A 17,813-nucleotide genomic window follows, 5' to 3' on the forward strand; every position below is an offset into this window, starting at 1 on the left:
TAGAATGCTAAACTTGCAATAGTTAGCATCTCGAAAAGATTGTTCGGATTATTTATTAGCGGAACAGACCACATCTTTGCTCTTAGAATTTTCCGCCACCACCGCCGAATGAGCCACCGCCTGTTGAGTGGGTAGTACTACCGCCACCACCAGAGCGTCCCCCGCCACCACTAGAAGTGTTGCGTGGAATACGTCTTGTAGTAACAAAGGAGTTTGTCAAACGATCTTCTTTTTGACTAAGTTTTAAGGAAGATTTTTCATTGTATGGATAACGATAGCCACCCATTTTTAATTGATACCTTGACTTAACAATAAAGAAGAAAACAGCACTAATTACGGTTGCTACAAGGAGCGCAAAAAAGGCTTCCCAAAAGGTTAATACTTTGTAATACGTAATCTTGCCAGTTTCACGATCTATATGATAATGGCCTCTAGGAACGCCATCAGAAACATATTGACTGGCTTCTGTTAAATAATTCTGTGCCGCTCGAAAATAATTTCCTGCTGAAAGAGATTCTTGAACAGATTCTTTTATATTTTCAATTCGTCGATCATTAAGGTAATCAATCATATTTCCTGAAGTGGAAATATGATAATCTCGATAGTTCATATTGACCATTAAAGCCATGCCGTTGTTGTCATTACCAACCTTGCTGCTTAAATATAAGTCAGTAAATTCTTCTGGGTCATTATAACTACGAGTCGTGGTAAGAATAAACACTTCACCTTTAATTTTATTATTGAGCTCTTCTGCTAATTGATTTAATTCTTGAATTTCTTGTTCGGTGAACAATCCTGCTTCATCATTCACAGCTTCTGCAGCATAACTTGGAGCAGCAAAAATGAACAGACCTAAAAATAGGGTGCAAAGATAAAATAATTTTTTCATATTAGATACCCCACAATCATGAAGAGTGCAGCTAAAACGGCGAAAATTCCCAAAGTAGTGAATCCTAGTTTTTTATAACTAATAGGTAAAATCCCATTCACTTTACCCGTTTGTCCATTCATCGCATAATAGAAGACTTTTTTTGACTGGTCGTTGCTACGATAAGTGACTAACCAAACAGGAAGTAAAACGTATGCATTATTTTCTTTAGTCAGTTGGAAATTTTGATGACCTCTTCTAAAACTAGTGTAGCCACTAACAGAGTTACTTAGTAAATTTTCACCATAATCTGCTAATTCATTATGCACAGCAGTTTGAATGTTTGAATAGTCAATATCACGTTTTTCTGCCTGAAAGCCGGCCAGGTATTGATTTTTAAATTCTACCGCTTTTTCTAGTTGAAAAGGTTGGACGCCTTCAACCATTTTTTGCTGTGTATTTTTAGATAAGGCATTTTTAATTAGCTCTTTAAAAGATAATTTCCCCTTACGCAGGACATCGTATTGTTTGGTTTCAGTATATTCCAAGTCACCTACACGCCATACTCGAATGGATGTCGCCGTTCCTGATAACTCACCATCTGCTTCAGCATCAACAGCCCAATAAGGGAAATAAACACCTGTTAATTTTTCGACTTGAGCTTTGTTGAAAAAGTCTCGTGGAACAAACCATTTTTTTTGTGCCCATTTCAAGAAATTTTCTGTCGCAACTTCTTTTTCTATGGCAAAAGGTAAAACTTTATTGGGTAAAAATTTTCCACTCAAACGGCCAGAAAGAACGACCGGGTTATGGCAAAAATAACAATAGGTTGCCGCAGTCGTCGAATCAGTCACAATTTCTGCTCCACAACTGGGGCAGAGAAATAAATCCATGGTATTCTCATCGGTAGTTTCGGCTTCTTCTTCAATAGTTTCAGTCACATCGGCGGTATCTTGAAGGCGAGCTTCTTTTTGACTAGCTTCAAAAGCAGTTACTTCTTCTTCTGTGAAGACGCTTAAACAATAGGGACAGTGGAACTTTTGATCGCTAGGATCAAAAGTTAAGGCACCGTCACAGTTGGGACATTTATGTGTAATTACTTCCATACCAACAACCTCCTAAATTTAGATTGGTACTCCTTGGAATGGTTTGCCACATTCTGGACAGAATTTTGGTACACCGTTTGATAAATCAACCACTGCATCACAAGACGCACATTTCATTTTAACGCTCGCTACCTTAGCTTCAGGTTTTGCAGTCCCACAGTTGCTACAGAATTTCCCTGTGTTTTCGGTGCCACAGTCTGGACAAGTCCAAGTGTTTTCTTGTTTAGCCGCTTGTTGTTGCATTTGTTGTTGATTTGTTTGCGAAGCTTGGTTAAAGAAACCACCAGCTGCATTCATACCTACACCCATCCCCATGAAGCTTTGTGCTGCTCCGCCAGGATTATTGCCGGCTGCTTCCATGCCTTTCGCAATTGAGCCTTGGACAAAACCTTCACGAATATTAGCATCACCTAACATAGCGCCTTGGTTACGCATATTGATTAATTTAACTGAATCATCCGTGTAAGAAATACTTGAGACTGCTACAGCAACAATCTCCATGCCACGTAAATCACGCCAGCTATCATCTAGAACATCACTCATATATTTGCTTAGTTCCATACTTTTAGATGGTACATAAGAAATACGTTCGCCATCAGCAGACATTTTGTTAATCGTTGCTTGTAAAGCTGTTAAAAATTCAGCTAGATATTGCTCATTAATATCATCAATTTCGACTTGTGTTTTATTACGAGGAATCGCATTTGTATAAAATAAAATTGGATCACTTACTTTAATAGAATAGGTTCCATGTGTTCGTAAAAATAACTCTGCATTATAAAAATTATCAAAATAATTTAACGGAGAAGAAGTACCAAAACGAATGCCTTTAATTTCTTGTAAATTAATATAGAAAACTTGTTGCTTTTGTGGCGTAACGCCACCGAACTTGAAGCGATCAAAAGTTTCTGCAATCGCTGCTTTTAAGGAGCCGTTAAACATGGATGGCGCAGAATTGTTTTGTACTGTGTAATAGCCTTCTTCTGCTGTATAATCGATAATTTTTCCACCATCAACTAAAAGCATCATCATATTTGGATACACATGTACAACCGAACCATCTGTAATCACGTCATCGGTTCCTTTACGGTTTGAGCCACGCTTGTTGTCTTTTCTAACTTTAACACCTTTTGTCATGACGGTTGTGTCACCCATATTATCTGGTTCGATAATCTCTAGCCATTGGTCAGCAAGACCGCCACCAATTGTACTTGTTGCTGCTTTAATTAATCCCATGATGTTTCCTCCTTTAGTGAGTTGAAAATTAGTATTAAACAACTATAACCAAATTATACCACAAGACGAATTATTTCTTGTATCCGTCGTAAGTCGTAAAAAAGTTAATAAGAGTTCTTTCGAGTTGGTAGTTTTTTTTGCAAAAGTTTCGTATAATGATAGATAGCGAATTTTGAAAAGAGGTGGGCAAGTTTGGCTTATCAAGCACTTTATCGCGTCTGGCGTTCGCAACGCTTTGACGATGTTGTCGGGCAACAAGCGATTACCCAAACATTGAAAAATGCGATTATCCAAAATCAGATTTCTCACGCCTATTTATTTACGGGCCCACGAGGAACGGGAAAGACCAGTGCCGCAAAAATTCTTGCTAAAGCAGTCAATTGTCCGCACAGTCAAGACGGTGAGCCATGTAATGAATGCGAGATGTGCCGTTCGATTACAGCGGGTAGTCAAGAGGATGTCATTGAAATTGATGCTGCCAGTAATAACGGCGTAGAAGAGATTCGCTTTATTCGTGATCGAGCAAATTATGCACCGACACAGGCAAAATATAAAGTGTATATCATCGATGAAGTCCATATGCTTTCCACGGGTGCGTTTAATGCGTTATTAAAAACTTTGGAAGAACCACGAAAAAATGTGATTTTTATCTTAGCAACAACTGAACCGCATAAAATTCCGGCAACGATTATCTCGCGAACGCAGCGTTTTGATTTTAAGCGTATTCGCACAGAAGACATCGTTGAGCATTTAGTCCATATTTTAGCTGAGAGCAACATCGACTACGAAGAACAAGCCTTGCAAGTGATCGCTCGTTCGGCAGAAGGTGGTATGCGGGATGCTTTAAGTATTTTAGACCAAGCAATTTCTTTTAGTGATGGTAAAATTACGATGGAAAATGCGATGGAAGTAACGGGAAGTTTAACTTTTGAAATGATGGATCAGTTTATTCAAAACTGTGCGCAAAAAAATGTAGCGGGCGCTTTAGAAATGCTAGGAGAGATGTTGGCTTCTGGAAAAGAAGCACGACGCTTATTGGAGAATCTCTTAGTCTACTGTCGCGATTTATTAATCTATCAACAAGCACCACAATTGTTAAAGGAAAAGTCTGGTTATCTAACTGAAGCATTTCAACAGCTTGCAAAACAAGTAACACCATCACACTTGTATCAATGGATTGATGTTTTGAATGACACACAAAATGATGTGCGTTTTACAACTAATCCTACAATTTATTTGGAAGTGGCGACAGTCAAATTAGCAAATGGTGGTACCCAAGCACTCACAGCAACTTCTGAAACGGTCGTTGATAGTCAGGAAATTCAACAGTTAAAAAAAGAATTACAAAATTTACGTCAAGAATTGCAACAAATCAAACAAAATGGTGTGACGACACAATCAGAAACACCAAAAGCACCTAAACGAAAACCACAAGCGAGTGGGTATCGTATTCCCAAAGAACGAGTCTTTCATGTATTAAAAGAAGCGACCAAGCAAAATTTAGTGAATGTTAAGATGGTTTGGGAAGATTTGTTATCAAGCTTAACGATTACACAAAAAGCTATTTTGCGTGCCAGTGAACCTAAAGCGGCTAGTCCAAATGGTTTAGTGATTGCATTCGATTATGAAATTATTTGCCAAAAAGCGGCGAATGATCCAGAATTTGGTTTAGCGGTACATAATAATTTGAGTCGAATGATTCCGGATTATGCACCTGATCCAATCTTTATTACAATTGATAGTTGGCCGGAGCTACGTCAAGAATTTCTATCGAGTAATCACGAAATTGAAGTAGAAGAAGTCTTTGAAGAGGCCGGTGAAGTTTCTTTATTACCAGAAGAACCGGAAGATGAAACACTGGTTACCAAAGCGCAAGAGTTATTTGGTGATTTAGCAACAATTGAAGAAAATTAAATTAGAAATGGAGCGATGAACAATGATGCGAGGCATGGGAAATATGCAAGGCATGATGAAACAAGTACAAAAAATGCAAAAGAAAATGGCAGAAGAGCAAGAAGTATTAAATGCCAAAGAATTTAAAGGTGAATCAACTAACGGATATGTAAAAGCTACAGCAACGGGTGACCGTAAAATTACAGATATCGTGATTGATCCTGCTGTCATTGATGCAGATGATGCAGAGATGTTACAAGATTTAGTTGTGATGGCAGTTAATGATGTATTAAGTAAAGTAGAAAAAGAGACCGAAGCGACTATCGGTAAATATACCAAAGGAATCCCAGGATTCTAATAAAAAGGAGTCTTGACTTGTGCAATATCCGGAACCAATTGCAAGATTAATTGCTAGTTATATGAATTTACCAGGGATTGGTCAGAAAACGGCAACTCGTTTGGCTTTTCATACGATTGATATGAAAGATGAAGTAGTTAACGAATTTGCCAAATCATTATTAAGTGTCAAGCGTGATTTGACCTTTTGTAGTGTATGTGGGAATATTACAGAAGAAGATCCTTGTAGCATTTGTTCGGATACAACGCGTGATCGTAGCACGATTTTAGTTGTTGAAGAACCAAAAGATGTGATGGCTTTGGAGAAAATGCGCGAGTATCGAGGTCTATATCATGTTTTACATGGTGTTCTTTCTCCAATGGAAGGGACTGGACCAGAAGACATCAACATTCCCAGCTTGATTCAACGCTTGCATAACGATGAGGTGACTGAAGTTATCTTAGCAACGAATGCGACGACTGAAGGAGAAGCAACTGCGATGTATCTTTCTCGTTTAATCAAACCAGCTGGTATCAAAGTAACACGCCTAGCACATGGGCTATCCGTGGGTAGTGACATTGAATATGCAGACGAAGTAACTTTATTAAAAGCAGTCGAAGGCAGAAGAGAACTATAAAAATGTTTATTCAGAAAATGAATTGATGGAGGAAACCCTAGTGAATGGATTATTCATAACAATTGAAGGACCAGATGGCGCAGGTAAAACAAGTGTCATCAATGAACTGTACCCTCGTCTACAGTTAATAGCTAAAAAAGGAATCGTAAAAACCAGAGAACCTGGAGGCGTGCTGATTTCAGAAAAAATTCGTCACATCATCTTAAATCCAGAGCACGACGAAATGGATGAACGAACAGAAGCATTGCTTTATGCAGCTGCTCGTCGTCAACATTTAGTTGAAGTAGTTTTACCTGCGTTAAATGCTGGTAAAATTGTCATCTGTGATCGTTTTGTGGATAGTTCATTAGCTTATCAAGGAGCAGGGCGTCGTATTGGCATGGAAGAAATTGCTGCGATTAATGAATTTGCAACAGAAGGAACCACGCCTGATTTTACGCTTTATTTAGATATTGATTCTGATTCAGGCTTAAGAAGAATTCAACAAAATAGAGCCGATCAGATTGACCGATTGGACTCTGAAGGGTTAGAATTTCATCAAAGGGTGCGTCACGCATATTTAAAACTAGCTGAAGAAAATCCATTCCGCATTCATCGAGTGGACGCACGTATGAGTTTACCTGACGTGGTAGAAGCTAGTTATTCTGCTATCGTTGAAGCTTACCCACAATATTTTTAATTATCAAAACTAAGGAGATGAGAACATGAAACTAATTATGGCAATTGTTCAAGACAAAGACAGCAACCGTTTAGCAAACGAATTTATTGATGCAAATATTCGTGCAACAAAACTATCTTCAACAGGTGGTTTTTTGAAAGCTGGAAATAGTACCTTTATTATTGGGATTGAAGATGAACGTGTAGATGAAGCATTGGAATTGATCAAGAAAACATGCCAATCAAGAAAACAATATGTATCAACACCTATGTCTTTAGATGTTTCATTGGATGGGCAAGTTCCTTATCCAGTTGAAGTAGAAGTTGGTGGCTCAACCGTATTTGTTTTACCAGTTGAAGGTTTTCATCAATATTAAGGAGGGTTAGTATGGAGGAAGGCAAGTTTTTAGCCGAATACCAACCTCTTGTCTACTCTCAAATGAAAAAAAATGTTGAGCATGAGCGTCTGGCTCATGCTTATCTTTTTGAAGGGGACAATGGGACTGGCAAACATGAAATGAGTACCTGGTTAGCAAAATATATTTTCTGTGAACAGAAACAAGAAAATGAACCTTGTAATCAATGTATTAATTGTTTGCGAATTGAACTGTCTGAACATCCCAATGTGCAGACAATAACCCCTGATGGTCAGAGTATTAAAGTCGATCAAATTCGTAAGCTTCAAGCAGAGTTTTCTAAGAGTGGATTTGAGCAGCGTCAGCAAGTATTCATTATTCAACAAGCAGAAAAAATGAATGCTAGTGCAGCGAATAGTTTACTCAAATTTTTGGAAGAACCTCCAGGAAGTTTCTTAGCCATTTTAGAAACGGATAGTTTAGGAAGAATCTTGCCAACGATTCAATCGCGTTGTCAAGTGATTCATTTTTCACCATTACCAAAAGGAAAATTACGTGAAAAATTACAAAATGATGGGATTGGTCAACAGACGGCAGAACTTCTTGCAAGTCTTACAAATAGTTATGACAAAGCAGTTGAAATCTCCCAAGATGAATGGTTTAATGGTGCTAAGGACATTGTTTCAACTTGGTTTGGCTATTTGCGAAAGAAGGATCCTCAGAGTTTTATTTTTGTTCAAAAAAAATTATTGGCAATTGCGAAAGAAAAAAGTCAACAACGTCAAATCTTAGCGATAGTGTTATTTTATTTTCAACGTGAGCGCAATCAATTTTTAACGCAAGAGCTTCAAACAGAAGGATTAAATCGTGAACTTGAGTTGATTCTACAAGCTCAACAAAAATTAGAAGCAAATGTTTCTTTTCAAGGTGTCGCTGAACAGTTGGCCTTGCGAATCATTACCTGAAATAAGTCCATAAGAAAGGAGGAGACACATGGTTAAAGTAGTGGGTGTTCGTTACCGACAAGCTGGACGAATCTATTATTTTTCTCCTGGTGAAACTGAATTTTTATATAATGATAAGGTCTTGGTGGAATCCCAGCAAGCAAAATATATAGCAACTGTTGCTATCCCCAATAAAGAGATGGCTGCAGAAGATTTGCCGGATGACATTAAACCAATCATCCATAAAGCAACAGATTCTGAGTTGCAACAAGATGAAAAAAACAAACAAGATGCAAAAGAAGCATTACGAGTTGGTAAAAACAAAATCCGTGAGCATGAATTAGAGATGAAATTGGTCGATGTGGAATATACATTTGATCGTAGTAAAATGATTTTCCAATTTACTGCTGATGGGCGAATTGATTTTAGAGAATTGGTCAAAGATTTAGCTGCCATCTTCCGTACACGAATTGAGTTACGTCAAATTGGGGTTCGTGATGAAGCAAAAATCTTAGGCGGGATTGGTCCATGTGGTCGTCAATTGTGTTGTTCAACTTTTTTAGGCGACTTTGTACCTGTATCAATTAAAATGGCAAAAGATCAAGGATTATCGTTAAATCCAACGAAGATTTCTGGCTTATGTGGTCGTTTAATGTGTTGTTTAAATTATGAAAATGATGAGTATGAAGCAGCGAAAAAAGAATTACCTGATTTTGGTACTGAAATTGTGACTCCCGACGGCAAAGGTCGTGTGGTCGGTTTAAATTTATTAAGTCGTATCATTAAAGTGCGATTATTCGGTAAAGAAACGCCTGTGGAATATGATTATGAAGAGATAAAAGAAGTTGCCAAAGCAGGTGAAGCTAATGTCAATGGATAAGCGTTCGATATATGATGGATTGAATGAGTTTGAAAGTGATTTGCAAAGTTTATTGACAAATCTTGCGGAAATGAAGGATTCACTACAAGAAGTTGTGGAAAAGAATACCACGCTTGAACTAGAAAATCAACGTTTACGTGAGCATATTCGTGAATTAAATCAAGCCAATGAACAGCCTTCAGGCAAGGCAAAACAAGAAAATTCATCTGCATTATCAAAATCGCGCATGAATTTAGAAAAAATTTACGAAGAAGGATTTCATGTTTGTTATGATTTATACGGATCAAGACGCGAACATGATGAACCATGTGCATTTTGTTTAGAAGTAATTTATCGCGAAAGTGGCAGGTAAGATAAAAGACTGGCAGAATTTTTTGCTCAGTCTTTTTATTTTAAGGAGGGAACAAGTTGAAGAAACAGCGCAGTTTTAAAGATAAAACGTTTGGCATCCTTTATTTAGTTCCGACACCAATTGGGAATTTAGAAGATATGACATTTCGTAGTGTAAGAATATTACAAGAAGTTGATCTAATTGCTAGTGAAGATACGCGAAATACCCAAAAATTATTGAATCATTTTGAAATTACCGTGCCGCAAAAGAGTTTACATGAACATAATTATAAAGAACGCGTGCCGCAATTGGTTGAGTTTTTAAAAGAGGGAAAATCCATTGCACAAGTCAGTGATGCAGGCATGCCTTCCATCAGTGATCCTGGTCACGAGTTAGTTCTCGCATGTATTAGTGAAGATATTTCAGTGGTCTCGTTGCCAGGGCCAACTGCTGGATTAACAGCTTTAATCGCTTCTGGATTGACCCCACAGCCAAATTATTTTTATGGTTTTTTAAGACGCAAGAAAAAAGAGCAAGTAGCAGAATTACAAGCACTTGCTTACCAAAAAGCAACGATGATTTTTTATGAGTCACCCTATCGTTTAGGTGCAACCATCGAAAACATGATGGAAGTTTTTGGTTCAGATCGTCAAGCGGTGGTTTGTCGTGAATTGACTAAAATTCATGAAGAATATTTACGAGGAACCTTAGCAGAACTAAAAGAATATCTTGAGCAGACAACTGTCAAAGGAGAATGTTGTTTGCTGGTTGCTGGAGCAAAAGACGAAGAGCCGACAGAAGTAATTATTGGCACAATTGTCGAGCAAGTGGCAGCACTAATTGCTGATGGTATCAAACCAAATGTCGCAATTAAAGAAGTTGCCAAGAAAAATGGATTAAAAAAACAAGTCGTATACAATGAATATCATGGATTAAACGAAGAACTGTGATATACGCCTAGCTAACAATAAAATATCCGAGCTATATAGAGTTTGCATTGTGGTCAAGCAGGTCTTTGACACAAAGTTACCAGAAATTGCAATTTGCACTCTAAACAGCTTGGGTATTTTTATTTGTGTCACTCGTTCTTAGCTTTTTATTAAAAATCCATAGGAGGATATTTGCAGGGGAATGTTCGTTCGTATATAATGGAAGAGAGGTGAGCCTAATGACCGGATTGCAGTTTCCATTAAAAAATGATACGTCCCGTAAGATTATACATATTGATATGGATGCTTTTTTTGCATCCGTCGAAGAGCGTGATCAGCCAGAGCTTGCTAAGCATCCATTAGTGATTGCTCGTCATCCAAGTGATACGGGAGGACGTGGTGTTGTTACGACGGCGAACTATCTAGCACGTCAGTATGGAATTCATTCAGCAATGAGCGCCCAAAAAGCTTATGAGTTGTGTCCACATGCACTATTTGTTCCCGGAAATCATCAAAAATATCGAGAGATTTCCCAGCAAGTCCGAGCGATTTTTTATCGTTATACGGATTTGGTCGAAGTTGTTTCGATTGATGAAGCTTACTTAGATGTCACTGAAAATAAAATTCAGAGTACATCTGCTATTAAAATCGCTAAATTGATTCAGTATGATATTTGGCAAGAAGTTCAGCTCACGTGTTCAGCAGGAGTCAGTTACAATAAATTTTTAGCTAAACTAGCTTCAGATTATGAAAAACCACGTGGATTGACAGTTGTGATGCCTAAAGATGCCGTTGCTTTCTTAAAAAAACTACCGATTGAAAAATTTCATGGGGTAGGGAAGAAGACGGTTCCCAAAATGTATGAATTAGGCATTTTTACAGGAGCAGATTTGTATGAACGCAGTGAAACAGAGTTGATGCAACATTTTGGCAAAATGGGGTATTCGTTGTATCGTAAAGTCCGTGGTATTCATAATGCCCCCGTCAATATTTCGCGTGAACGAAAATCTGTAGGGAAAGAAAACACATATGGACAACCTTTAGCTACAGAAGATGAGTGTTTAGCTCAATTACGCCAATTATCGAATGCAGTAGCTGAAGCATTAAAAAAAGAGCAAAAACATGGCAAGACGGTTGTTGTAAAAATTCGTTATGCAGACTACACCACGATTACTAAGCGGGTCACCTTGCGTGAATATGTTTATCGCAAAGAAGAGATTTTTTCACAAGCTAGTTTAATTTGGGAAGAGATTCTAGGTGTTGAAAAAGGTATCCGTTTATTAGGTGTGACTGTCACCAATTTGGATCCATTAACTTATGAAAATATCGTTTTACCTCTGTGGGAAACTGGGAATCCTTATGAAAAAAGCAAGCACTAAATGAGCGCTTGCTTTTTGATTTGTTCATATTGTTGTTCTGCATCGATACATTTTTCCCAAATAACTGCTTTGCCAGCAGCTAATGATTTTGGAACATCAAGGATGCGCTGATTGCTACTGCCACGAAATTGTAAATTGAGGTTACGTTTACTTAATTCAAAACGACCGTCAACCAAAATATCGATTTGATGCAATAACGCCAACTTATCGTCGGTTTCTTGCAATAGTTCTTCAAAGGTATATCCTGACCAACTCCAAATATCTTTTTTTGTTCCGAATGTTTTTCGAATCCGATGAACCAATTGAAGACAAACGGCAGTATTTAAAAATGGTTCACCACCTAATAAAGTGAGCCCTTGTACATAGTCATGAGAGAGGTCCTCAATAATTTGATTTTCTAATTCTAAGGTATAGGGGATGCCGTAACGAAAGTTTTGAATTGCTTTATTGAAGCAGCCCTCACAAGCAAAAAGACAACCACTCACATATAAACTATTACGAACTCCTTCACCATCGACAAAATTAAAAGGTTTATAATCAGCGATACGCTGTTGACTGTATGCTTCGCTACGCCATTCTTTTGGTTGTGGATTTCTCATTATATCACGTCCTTATTTCATGTGTTTAACCCGTGCCGAAATCTCTTTGTGACGTCCATGTACCATAGGGCGTGCTTGTGGATTACCTAGATAACCACATGTTCGTTTAACGACATCGCAAGTTTTTGGATCATTATTTCCACATTGTGGGCATTGGAAACCACGCTCTGTTGGTTCAAAATCTCCTTCATATCCACATTCATAGCAATGATCAATCGGAGTGTTTGTTCCTAGATACCCAACACGGTCATAAGAATAATCCCAGACTGCTTCTAACGCTTTTGGATTTTGCTGTAGCATTGGGTATTCACAGTAATGGATGAAGCCACCACTACAGTAGTGTGGATAATCTTTTTCGAAGTCTAGCTTTTCAAAAGGTGTTGGATTTTTACGAACATCGTAGTGAAAGCTATTTGTATAATATTCTTTGTCAGTAATATTTTCAATTACGCCAAATTTTTCAGTATCTAGATGACAGAAACGATCGGTCAAACTTTCACTTGGTGTAGAATAAACACTAAAATGATAACCATATTTTTCTCCCCAGTCATCTGCATGGTTTTTTAGAGTACGTAAAATTGCTAAAGTGAATTCTTTGGCTTGTTGATTAGATTCCCAGTCGCCATTATAAAATGCTGCAGCAACTTCGTATAATCCGATATATCCTAGAGAAACGGTCGCCCGACGGTGATTAAACAATTCATCGACTGAATCGTTGGGTGCTAGTTTTTTTCCAAAAGCACCATGCATGTATAATATAGGTGCATTCGTTGGTGTAGCTTCTTTGCAACGTTCAATTCGGTATACAAGAGCATCTTTTACAATTTGTAGACGTTCTTCCAGAATTTGCCAGAACCTTTCTTGACTGTGTTGTGCCTCGATGGCAATTCTTGGTAAATTCAAGGTGACAACTCCTAGGTTCATACGTCCAACATTAACTTCTTGTCCATTCGCATCTTTCCATCCTTGTAGGAAAGAACGACAGCCCATAGGCACTTTAAAACTCCCCGTTAATTCCACGATTTTATCGTAATTTAAAATATCAGGGTACATCCGTTTAGTTGCACATTCTAACGCCAATTGCTTGATATCGTAATTAGGATCTTGTGGTTGAAGATTCACGCCTTTTTTGATGGAGAAAATTAACTTAGGGAAAATAGCTGTTCGATGCTCGCTACCTAAACCATTTATGCGATTTTGTAAAATGGCTCGTTGAATTTCTCGTTCAAACCAATTTTCCCCTAATCCAAAACCAAGAGAAGTAAAAGGCGTTTGTCCATTTGATGTAAATAGTGTATTGATTTCATATTCTAAACTTTGCATGGCATCAAAAATATCTTTTTTAGTCTTTTTACGAGCAAAAGCTGTTTGGCGCTCCTCCCCTTCAATCCATTCTTGTGCATCTGCTAAATGTTTTTCATAGTTTTTCTTAGCAAAAGGAGCTAAAAGCTCATCAACTCGATCAGCAGAACAACCACCATATTGACTTGAGGCAACGTTAGCAATAATTTGTGAGATTTGGGCTGTCGCTGTTTGAATCGATTTAGGAGCTTCCACTTCAGCATTGCCCATTTTGAAACCTTCATTTAACATTTTTTTAAAGTCAATCAAGCAGCAATTAGTCATTGGTGAATAGGGGTGATAATCTAAGTCATGATAATGAATATCCCCTTTTTGATGTGCATTGGCTACATGAGGCGGTAACATTTTTAATCCGATTGATTTTCCCACGATTCCGGCAGTTAAATCACGTTGAGTGTTAAAAACATTACTGTCTTTATTGGCATTTTCATTGACGATACTCTGTTCCTTGTTCATTAATTTTTCAATAGTAAAGTTAATATCTGTTGCCTGGCTCCGTTCGAAATCACGTTGGGTGCGATAATGGATATATTCTTCAGCAAGAGCATAGTCATGTTGTTGTAAAAGTATATGTTCAACGATATTTTGAATCTCATAAATTTTAACAGTTTTTTGAAAACGTGCATCGATTTCATGGTTAATTTTAGTTACAAGATAATGTAATTGTTGATGATCCATGGGTGATAGTTTTCCTTGTACTTGTTGTTTCGCTTTAATCAAGGCATTGTAAATCTTTTGGTCATCAAAAGGAACTGTTCTGCCATCACGCTTTATGACTGTTATCTTAATTTTGTGCGTTGATGAGAAAGATTGTTCATCTTTTAATTTAGTTGCCATCATGCTGGTTCACTCCTTTGTTTGGTTCTTCTCTATCATAAAATAAAAAAAGTAGAATTTCAACTACATATAGTGTTTCAGTTTGTTTTATACGCTATATGTAGTATTGTTCAAAAGGCGATAAGGGTGATGATAACAAGCTTTTTCATTGTTTTGTTTTACACAAAATGTATAAAATTTTCTTTGTAGATTTTAGAGAATTAATTGAAAATATGCTAAGATACAAGAAAGAAAAGAGGCGAGGATCGTGAAAAAAATAATTGATGTCAAACATTTAACAAAAACTTATGGCACTCGTTTTAATCAAACGAAGGTGTTAGATAATTTATCTTTCAGTGTTGATCAAGGAGAATTTGTTGGTATTATGGGTCCAAGTGGAGCTGGCAAAACAACTTTGATGAATATTTTATCTTCGATTAGTCTACCAACGATGGGATCGGTATATATTGACGGCAAAGATATAACTCGAATGAAAGAAAATGAACTAAGTGATTTTCGTCGACAAAAAATAGGCTTTATTTTTCAAGACTTTAATTTATTGGACACACTCACAAGTAAAGACAATATTTTATTGCCTTTAGCAATTGATAAATTACCTATCAAAGAAATGGAAAAACGCGTACAAGATGTTGCTAATTTATTAGGTATTTCGTATTTGTTAAATCGTTATCCGGATGAGCTATCAATTGGTCAAAAACAACGAGTAGCCGCTGCAAGAGCGATTGTTGCACAACCATCTGTTATTTTTGCAGATGAGCCAACAGGATCATTAGATTCTAAATCAGCAACAGAATTGCTTCGTTATTTAAGTGAAGTCAATTTACACAATGATACCACCATACTCATGGTGACGCATGATCCATTTACAGCTAGTTATTGCAATCGCATTTTATTTATTAAGGACGGGGTATTTTTTGCAGAAGTCGTTCGTCGTGGGACGCGTAAAGAGTTTTTTGAAAAAGTAATTGATATGCAGGCGACAATTGGGGGAGGTGGTCGGCGGAATGCTCTTTAAAATTATTTGGCGTAGTTTTTTACGTCAAACACGGAACTACATTGTTTATTTTTTATCTATGACGACTGCCGTAATGATTTTTTATTCGTTTAGTGCAATGACATACGACCAGCCTTTAACCTTACGTGCTCGCCAAGATATTCAAATTGAAGGAGTCTTGACACTGGGAAATGTGTTTGTTGCCATGGTTGTTTTATTTTTTATGTTAGGTGCAAATCAGTTTTTTATCCAGCAACGACAAAAAGAGATAGGTTTGTATCAATTGTTTGGGTTAAGAAAATCACGGATTATCTTTCAATTTTTAATGGAAGTTATCGTTTTAAATGTTTTTTCTTTAGTTATAGGAATGATTATGGGGATTATCTTTTCAAAATTTTTCGCTATGATTTTAATTAAAGCGATGGATTTAAATATTGAAAGTCGCTTTTTTATTTCTTGGGCATCAGTTTTAACAACGGTAATAATGTTTCTCGTTGCTATTGGTTTAATTTCTTTACAGAATATGTGGTTAATTTGGCAAAAGCAGTTGATTGATTTATTTCAACCGAAAAGTGTGGTGTCTAGTCGGCGTTTAACAGTTCGATGGAGTACTTATTGTATTGGAATTTTTAGCATCTTATTGATTGGCATTGGTTATTACATTGCTGTGAATTTTACCGGCGTATTAAATGGTTATATTCAACAAACAGAAGACTTTTCTTCTGTTTTATGGGTACCACTATTGATTCTCTCTCTTTGCGTGTTTGGGACATATTTATTTTTTGCATATGGTATTCAAGCATTATTATATTTGTCAACAAAATGGCGCAGGATTAGCTATCGTCAGTTACGGTTTTTTACGTTGAATCATACACGTCATTTATTATCAAAAAGTTGGCGCACACTTTCACTGATTTCAGTTATTGTAGGAATTGCTATTTCGTTAATTGGTGGCGCTATTGGTATCTTTGCAATGTCCTATCGCTATACAGATTTAAGTCAACCGGTTGATTTTCAAATCACTGCTGAAGAATCCACTCATCTAGAAGAATTACTTCAACAAAGTGGTGGGGAAATTACTCAAAAACTTACAATTCCATTAAAAGCGCTAGGTACTCATTCATTACAACCTGTGCAATTTCTAGATGATGAAACATATGAAGATATTGCTATTTTTGATTTGATATCGGAACAAACGTATCATGACATTCGTACGATGATTCCTCATTTACCTCCAGTCACTTTAGAAAAAAATGAGGAGGCGGTAATGCTGGTTTTGAATCCAGCCATATTGAACAACCGCCAGCTTACAAAAGCTGAACAAGAAATTTCTTTACCAGATGGGAGGAACGTTCATCTTACGCAACGCTTTTCGAATTTAATTGGGGATCGTCTGTTGCGATATGGTTCAAACTTATTAGTAGTAACGGATACGCTCTACCAGCAAGCAAAAGGTGTTGAGTATCAATTAGTTTACTTAAATGCGACAGGGTACAATGAAGAGCAGTTTCAAAAAACCTATGTTTCCCAATTGCCAACAGATTGGAATCATGAGGTTAGCTACCATTATGAATATACGAATGGTCAATTAAAAGGCGAAATCAAACCTGTCGATGCTGAGAGTTCACCAGAGAATGCCAATGATCAACGTGTGAGTCGTTTAAATCAAACGAGTCGCTATCCTAATGTACGTTCTGATCGACGACAAGGTGGAATTTTCTTGTATGTAACACTTTTTGTTGGAATGATTGTGCTAATTACCACAGTGAGCACATTAATGGTACGCCAATTTTTTGAAGCGGGGCGTGAAAAACAAAATTACCAACTATTACAGCGAATTGGGATTCCCAAAAAATCTTTGCATCGGGCAGTTTATCAACAAAATGCCTGGATTTTCTTTCCAACGATGTTACTTGCAACGAGTCATGGTTCATTTGCCATTTATATGTTGACTCAACTAGTGCAGGATGCTAATTATTGGGTGGCTTATCTTTTTTGCTTCATTACAATATTTATTTTTACATCAGCTTATTTTTTAACGACAAATTTTTATTTGCGGATTGTAGAGGAGTAAATGATGACCAATCAAAAAAACACACAACTTTATTCAATTGGTGCCTTTTCCCAGTTAGTTAATTTGAGTATCGATACGTTGCGCTATTATGAAAAAGCCGGCTTAATTATGCCGGCTCGTAATCAACAAAATCAACGAGTTTATACTGAAACTGATGTTAATTGGATTGCTTTTATTTTGCGTTTGAAGAAAACAGGCATGTCTATTAACGAAATTAAAAGCTATGCTAAGCTACGTTATCAGGGCGATCGAACAATTCATCAAAGGTTTGAATTATTGTATCAACAACAAAAAGCATTAGAAAAACAACGACAAGAGATTGATGAGCATTTAATCTTTCTTGCAGAAAAAATGAAGACGTATAAAAAAATGATTGACATGGAGTGAACTCCAG

Annotated in this window: 18 protein-coding genes; 13 read left to right on the top strand and 5 right to left on the bottom strand. The window is 37.1% G+C overall.

Annotation, left to right across the window (positions count from 1 at the left end; translation table 11 throughout):
• Positions 1-82 precede the first annotated feature (82 nt).
• The 3 genes from AC4BC5_RS10450 to AC4BC5_RS10460 are packed head-to-tail and all read right to left on the bottom strand — an operon-like array spanning position 83 to position 3,210.
• Positions 83-889, bottom strand: a complete 807-nt coding sequence (locus tag AC4BC5_RS10450) for a TPM domain-containing protein (protein ID WP_490495335.1) — start codon at positions 887-889, stop codon at positions 83-85.
• Positions 886-1,974 (bottom strand): TFIIB-type zinc ribbon-containing protein, encoded by a 1,089-nt coding sequence (locus AC4BC5_RS10455; protein WP_490495336.1) that lies wholly within the window; start codon positions 1,972-1,974, stop codon positions 886-888. Before AC4BC5_RS10455 ends, AC4BC5_RS10450 begins: the two co-directional genes overlap by 4 nt.
• A gap of 18 nt (positions 1,975-1,992) precedes the next feature.
• Entirely contained in the window at positions 1,993-3,210 is a 1,218-nt protein-coding gene (locus AC4BC5_RS10460) for an SPFH domain-containing protein (protein WP_490495337.1), read from the bottom strand.
• Positions 3,211-3,402: 192 nt separating this feature from the next.
• On the opposite strand from AC4BC5_RS10460, the gene dnaX reads away from it, so the two are divergent.
• The 10 genes from dnaX to dinB all read left to right on the top strand — a co-directional run bounded on the left by dnaX (position 3,403) and on the right by dinB (position 11,553).
• A complete protein-coding gene (gene dnaX, locus AC4BC5_RS10465; RefSeq protein ID WP_490495338.1) occupies positions 3,403-5,124 on the top strand; it encodes a DNA polymerase III subunit gamma/tau in 1,722 nt (573 codons plus the stop codon).
• A 22-nt stretch (positions 5,125-5,146) separates the two neighbouring features.
• Positions 5,147-5,461: a YbaB/EbfC family nucleoid-associated protein gene (locus AC4BC5_RS10470; protein WP_490495339.1), complete on the top strand. Its 315-nt coding sequence runs from the start codon at positions 5,147-5,149 to the stop codon at positions 5,459-5,461.
• A gap of 19 nt (positions 5,462-5,480) precedes the next feature.
• On the top strand, positions 5,481-6,077 hold the full coding sequence (gene recR, locus AC4BC5_RS10475; protein WP_207941647.1) for a recombination mediator RecR: 597 nt from the start codon (positions 5,481-5,483) through the stop codon (positions 6,075-6,077).
• Between the two features lie 40 nt (positions 6,078-6,117).
• Positions 6,118-6,756 (top strand): dTMP kinase, encoded by a 639-nt coding sequence (gene tmk, locus AC4BC5_RS10480; protein ID WP_490495340.1) that lies wholly within the window; start codon positions 6,118-6,120, stop codon positions 6,754-6,756.
• A gap of 25 nt (positions 6,757-6,781) precedes the next feature.
• On the top strand, positions 6,782-7,111 hold the full coding sequence (darA, locus tag AC4BC5_RS10485; RefSeq protein WP_207941649.1) for a cyclic di-AMP receptor DarA: 330 nt from the start codon (positions 6,782-6,784) through the stop codon (positions 7,109-7,111).
• 11 nt (positions 7,112-7,122) lie between these two features.
• Positions 7,123-8,055: a DNA polymerase III subunit delta' gene (gene holB, locus AC4BC5_RS10490; RefSeq protein WP_490495341.1), complete on the top strand. Its 933-nt coding sequence runs from the start codon at positions 7,123-7,125 to the stop codon at positions 8,053-8,055.
• A gap of 28 nt (positions 8,056-8,083) precedes the next feature.
• Entirely contained in the window at positions 8,084-8,914 is an 831-nt protein-coding gene (locus AC4BC5_RS10495; RefSeq protein WP_490495342.1) for a PSP1 domain-containing protein, read from the top strand.
• On the top strand, positions 8,907-9,266 hold the full coding sequence (locus AC4BC5_RS10500; RefSeq protein WP_490497539.1) for a DNA replication initiation control protein YabA: 360 nt from the start codon (positions 8,907-8,909) through the stop codon (positions 9,264-9,266). Before AC4BC5_RS10495 ends, AC4BC5_RS10500 begins: the two co-directional genes overlap by 8 nt.
• Before the next feature lie 56 nt (positions 9,267-9,322).
• A complete protein-coding gene (rsmI, locus tag AC4BC5_RS10505; protein ID WP_490495343.1) occupies positions 9,323-10,195 on the top strand; it encodes a 16S rRNA (cytidine(1402)-2'-O)-methyltransferase in 873 nt (290 codons plus the stop codon).
• A gap of 218 nt (positions 10,196-10,413) precedes the next feature.
• Positions 10,414-11,553: a DNA polymerase IV gene (gene dinB, locus AC4BC5_RS10510; RefSeq protein WP_490495344.1), complete on the top strand. Its 1,140-nt coding sequence runs from the start codon at positions 10,414-10,416 to the stop codon at positions 11,551-11,553.
• Here dinB and nrdG read toward each other — a convergent pair.
• Positions 11,550-12,152, bottom strand: coding sequence for an anaerobic ribonucleoside-triphosphate reductase activating protein (gene nrdG, locus AC4BC5_RS10515; RefSeq protein ID WP_490495345.1), 603 nt, complete (start codon positions 12,150-12,152; stop codon positions 11,550-11,552). The genes dinB and nrdG overlap by 4 nt on opposite strands.
• Positions 12,153-12,164: 12 nt before the next feature.
• Positions 12,165-14,354, bottom strand: coding sequence for an anaerobic ribonucleoside-triphosphate reductase (gene nrdD / locus AC4BC5_RS10520; protein ID WP_490495346.1), 2,190 nt, complete (start codon positions 14,352-14,354; stop codon positions 12,165-12,167).
• A 244-nt stretch (positions 14,355-14,598) separates the two neighbouring features.
• Here nrdD and AC4BC5_RS10525 point away from each other — a divergent pair, with 244 nt between their 5' ends.
• From AC4BC5_RS10525 to AC4BC5_RS10535, 3 genes are read left to right on the top strand one after another with little or no spacing between them, the layout of a single operon-like run.
• Entirely contained in the window at positions 14,599-15,366 is a 768-nt protein-coding gene (locus AC4BC5_RS10525) for an ABC transporter ATP-binding protein (RefSeq protein ID WP_490495347.1), read from the top strand.
• A complete protein-coding gene (locus tag AC4BC5_RS10530) occupies positions 15,356-17,419 on the top strand; it encodes an FtsX-like permease family protein (RefSeq protein WP_490495348.1) in 2,064 nt (687 codons plus the stop codon). The genes AC4BC5_RS10525 and AC4BC5_RS10530 overlap by 11 nt, the downstream gene beginning before the upstream one ends.
• A gap of 3 nt (positions 17,420-17,422) precedes the next feature.
• On the top strand, positions 17,423-17,806 hold the full coding sequence (locus AC4BC5_RS10535; RefSeq protein ID WP_490497540.1) for a MerR family transcriptional regulator: 384 nt from the start codon (positions 17,423-17,425) through the stop codon (positions 17,804-17,806).
• Positions 17,807-17,813 lie beyond the last annotated feature (7 nt).

This window comes from Enterococcus sp. AMC2644 (assembly GCF_058216475.1).

Bases quoted from the DNA above. Each gene is read 5' to 3' on its own strand.
- AC4BC5_RS10495 (WP_490495342.1), top strand. From the start codon at position 8,084: ATGGTTAAAGTAGTGGGTGTTCGTTACCGACAAGCTGGACGAATCTAT.
- nrdG (WP_490495345.1), bottom strand. From the start codon at position 12,152: ATGAGAAATCCACAACCAAAAGAATGGCGTAGCGAAGCATACAGTCAA.
- nrdD (WP_490495346.1), bottom strand. From the start codon at position 14,354: ATGATGGCAACTAAATTAAAAGATGAACAATCTTTCTCATCAACGCAC.
- AC4BC5_RS10460 (WP_490495337.1), bottom strand. From the start codon at position 3,210: ATGGGATTAATTAAAGCAGCAACAAGTACAATTGGTGGCGGTCTTGCT.
- AC4BC5_RS10535 (WP_490497540.1), top strand. From the start codon at position 17,423: ATGACCAATCAAAAAAACACACAACTTTATTCAATTGGTGCCTTTTCC.
- darA (WP_207941649.1), top strand. From the start codon at position 6,782: ATGAAACTAATTATGGCAATTGTTCAAGACAAAGACAGCAACCGTTTA.
- AC4BC5_RS10500 (WP_490497539.1), top strand. From the start codon at position 8,907: ATGGATAAGCGTTCGATATATGATGGATTGAATGAGTTTGAAAGTGAT.
- holB (WP_490495341.1), top strand. From the start codon at position 7,123: ATGGAGGAAGGCAAGTTTTTAGCCGAATACCAACCTCTTGTCTACTCT.
- AC4BC5_RS10455 (WP_490495336.1), bottom strand. From the start codon at position 1,974: ATGGAAGTAATTACACATAAATGTCCCAACTGTGACGGTGCCTTAACT.
- dinB (WP_490495344.1), top strand. From the start codon at position 10,414: ATGACCGGATTGCAGTTTCCATTAAAAAATGATACGTCCCGTAAGATT.
- AC4BC5_RS10450 (WP_490495335.1), bottom strand. From the start codon at position 889: ATGAAAAAATTATTTTATCTTTGCACCCTATTTTTAGGTCTGTTCATT.
- AC4BC5_RS10470 (WP_490495339.1), top strand. From the start codon at position 5,147: ATGATGCGAGGCATGGGAAATATGCAAGGCATGATGAAACAAGTACAA.
- AC4BC5_RS10530 (WP_490495348.1), top strand. From the start codon at position 15,356: ATGCTCTTTAAAATTATTTGGCGTAGTTTTTTACGTCAAACACGGAAC.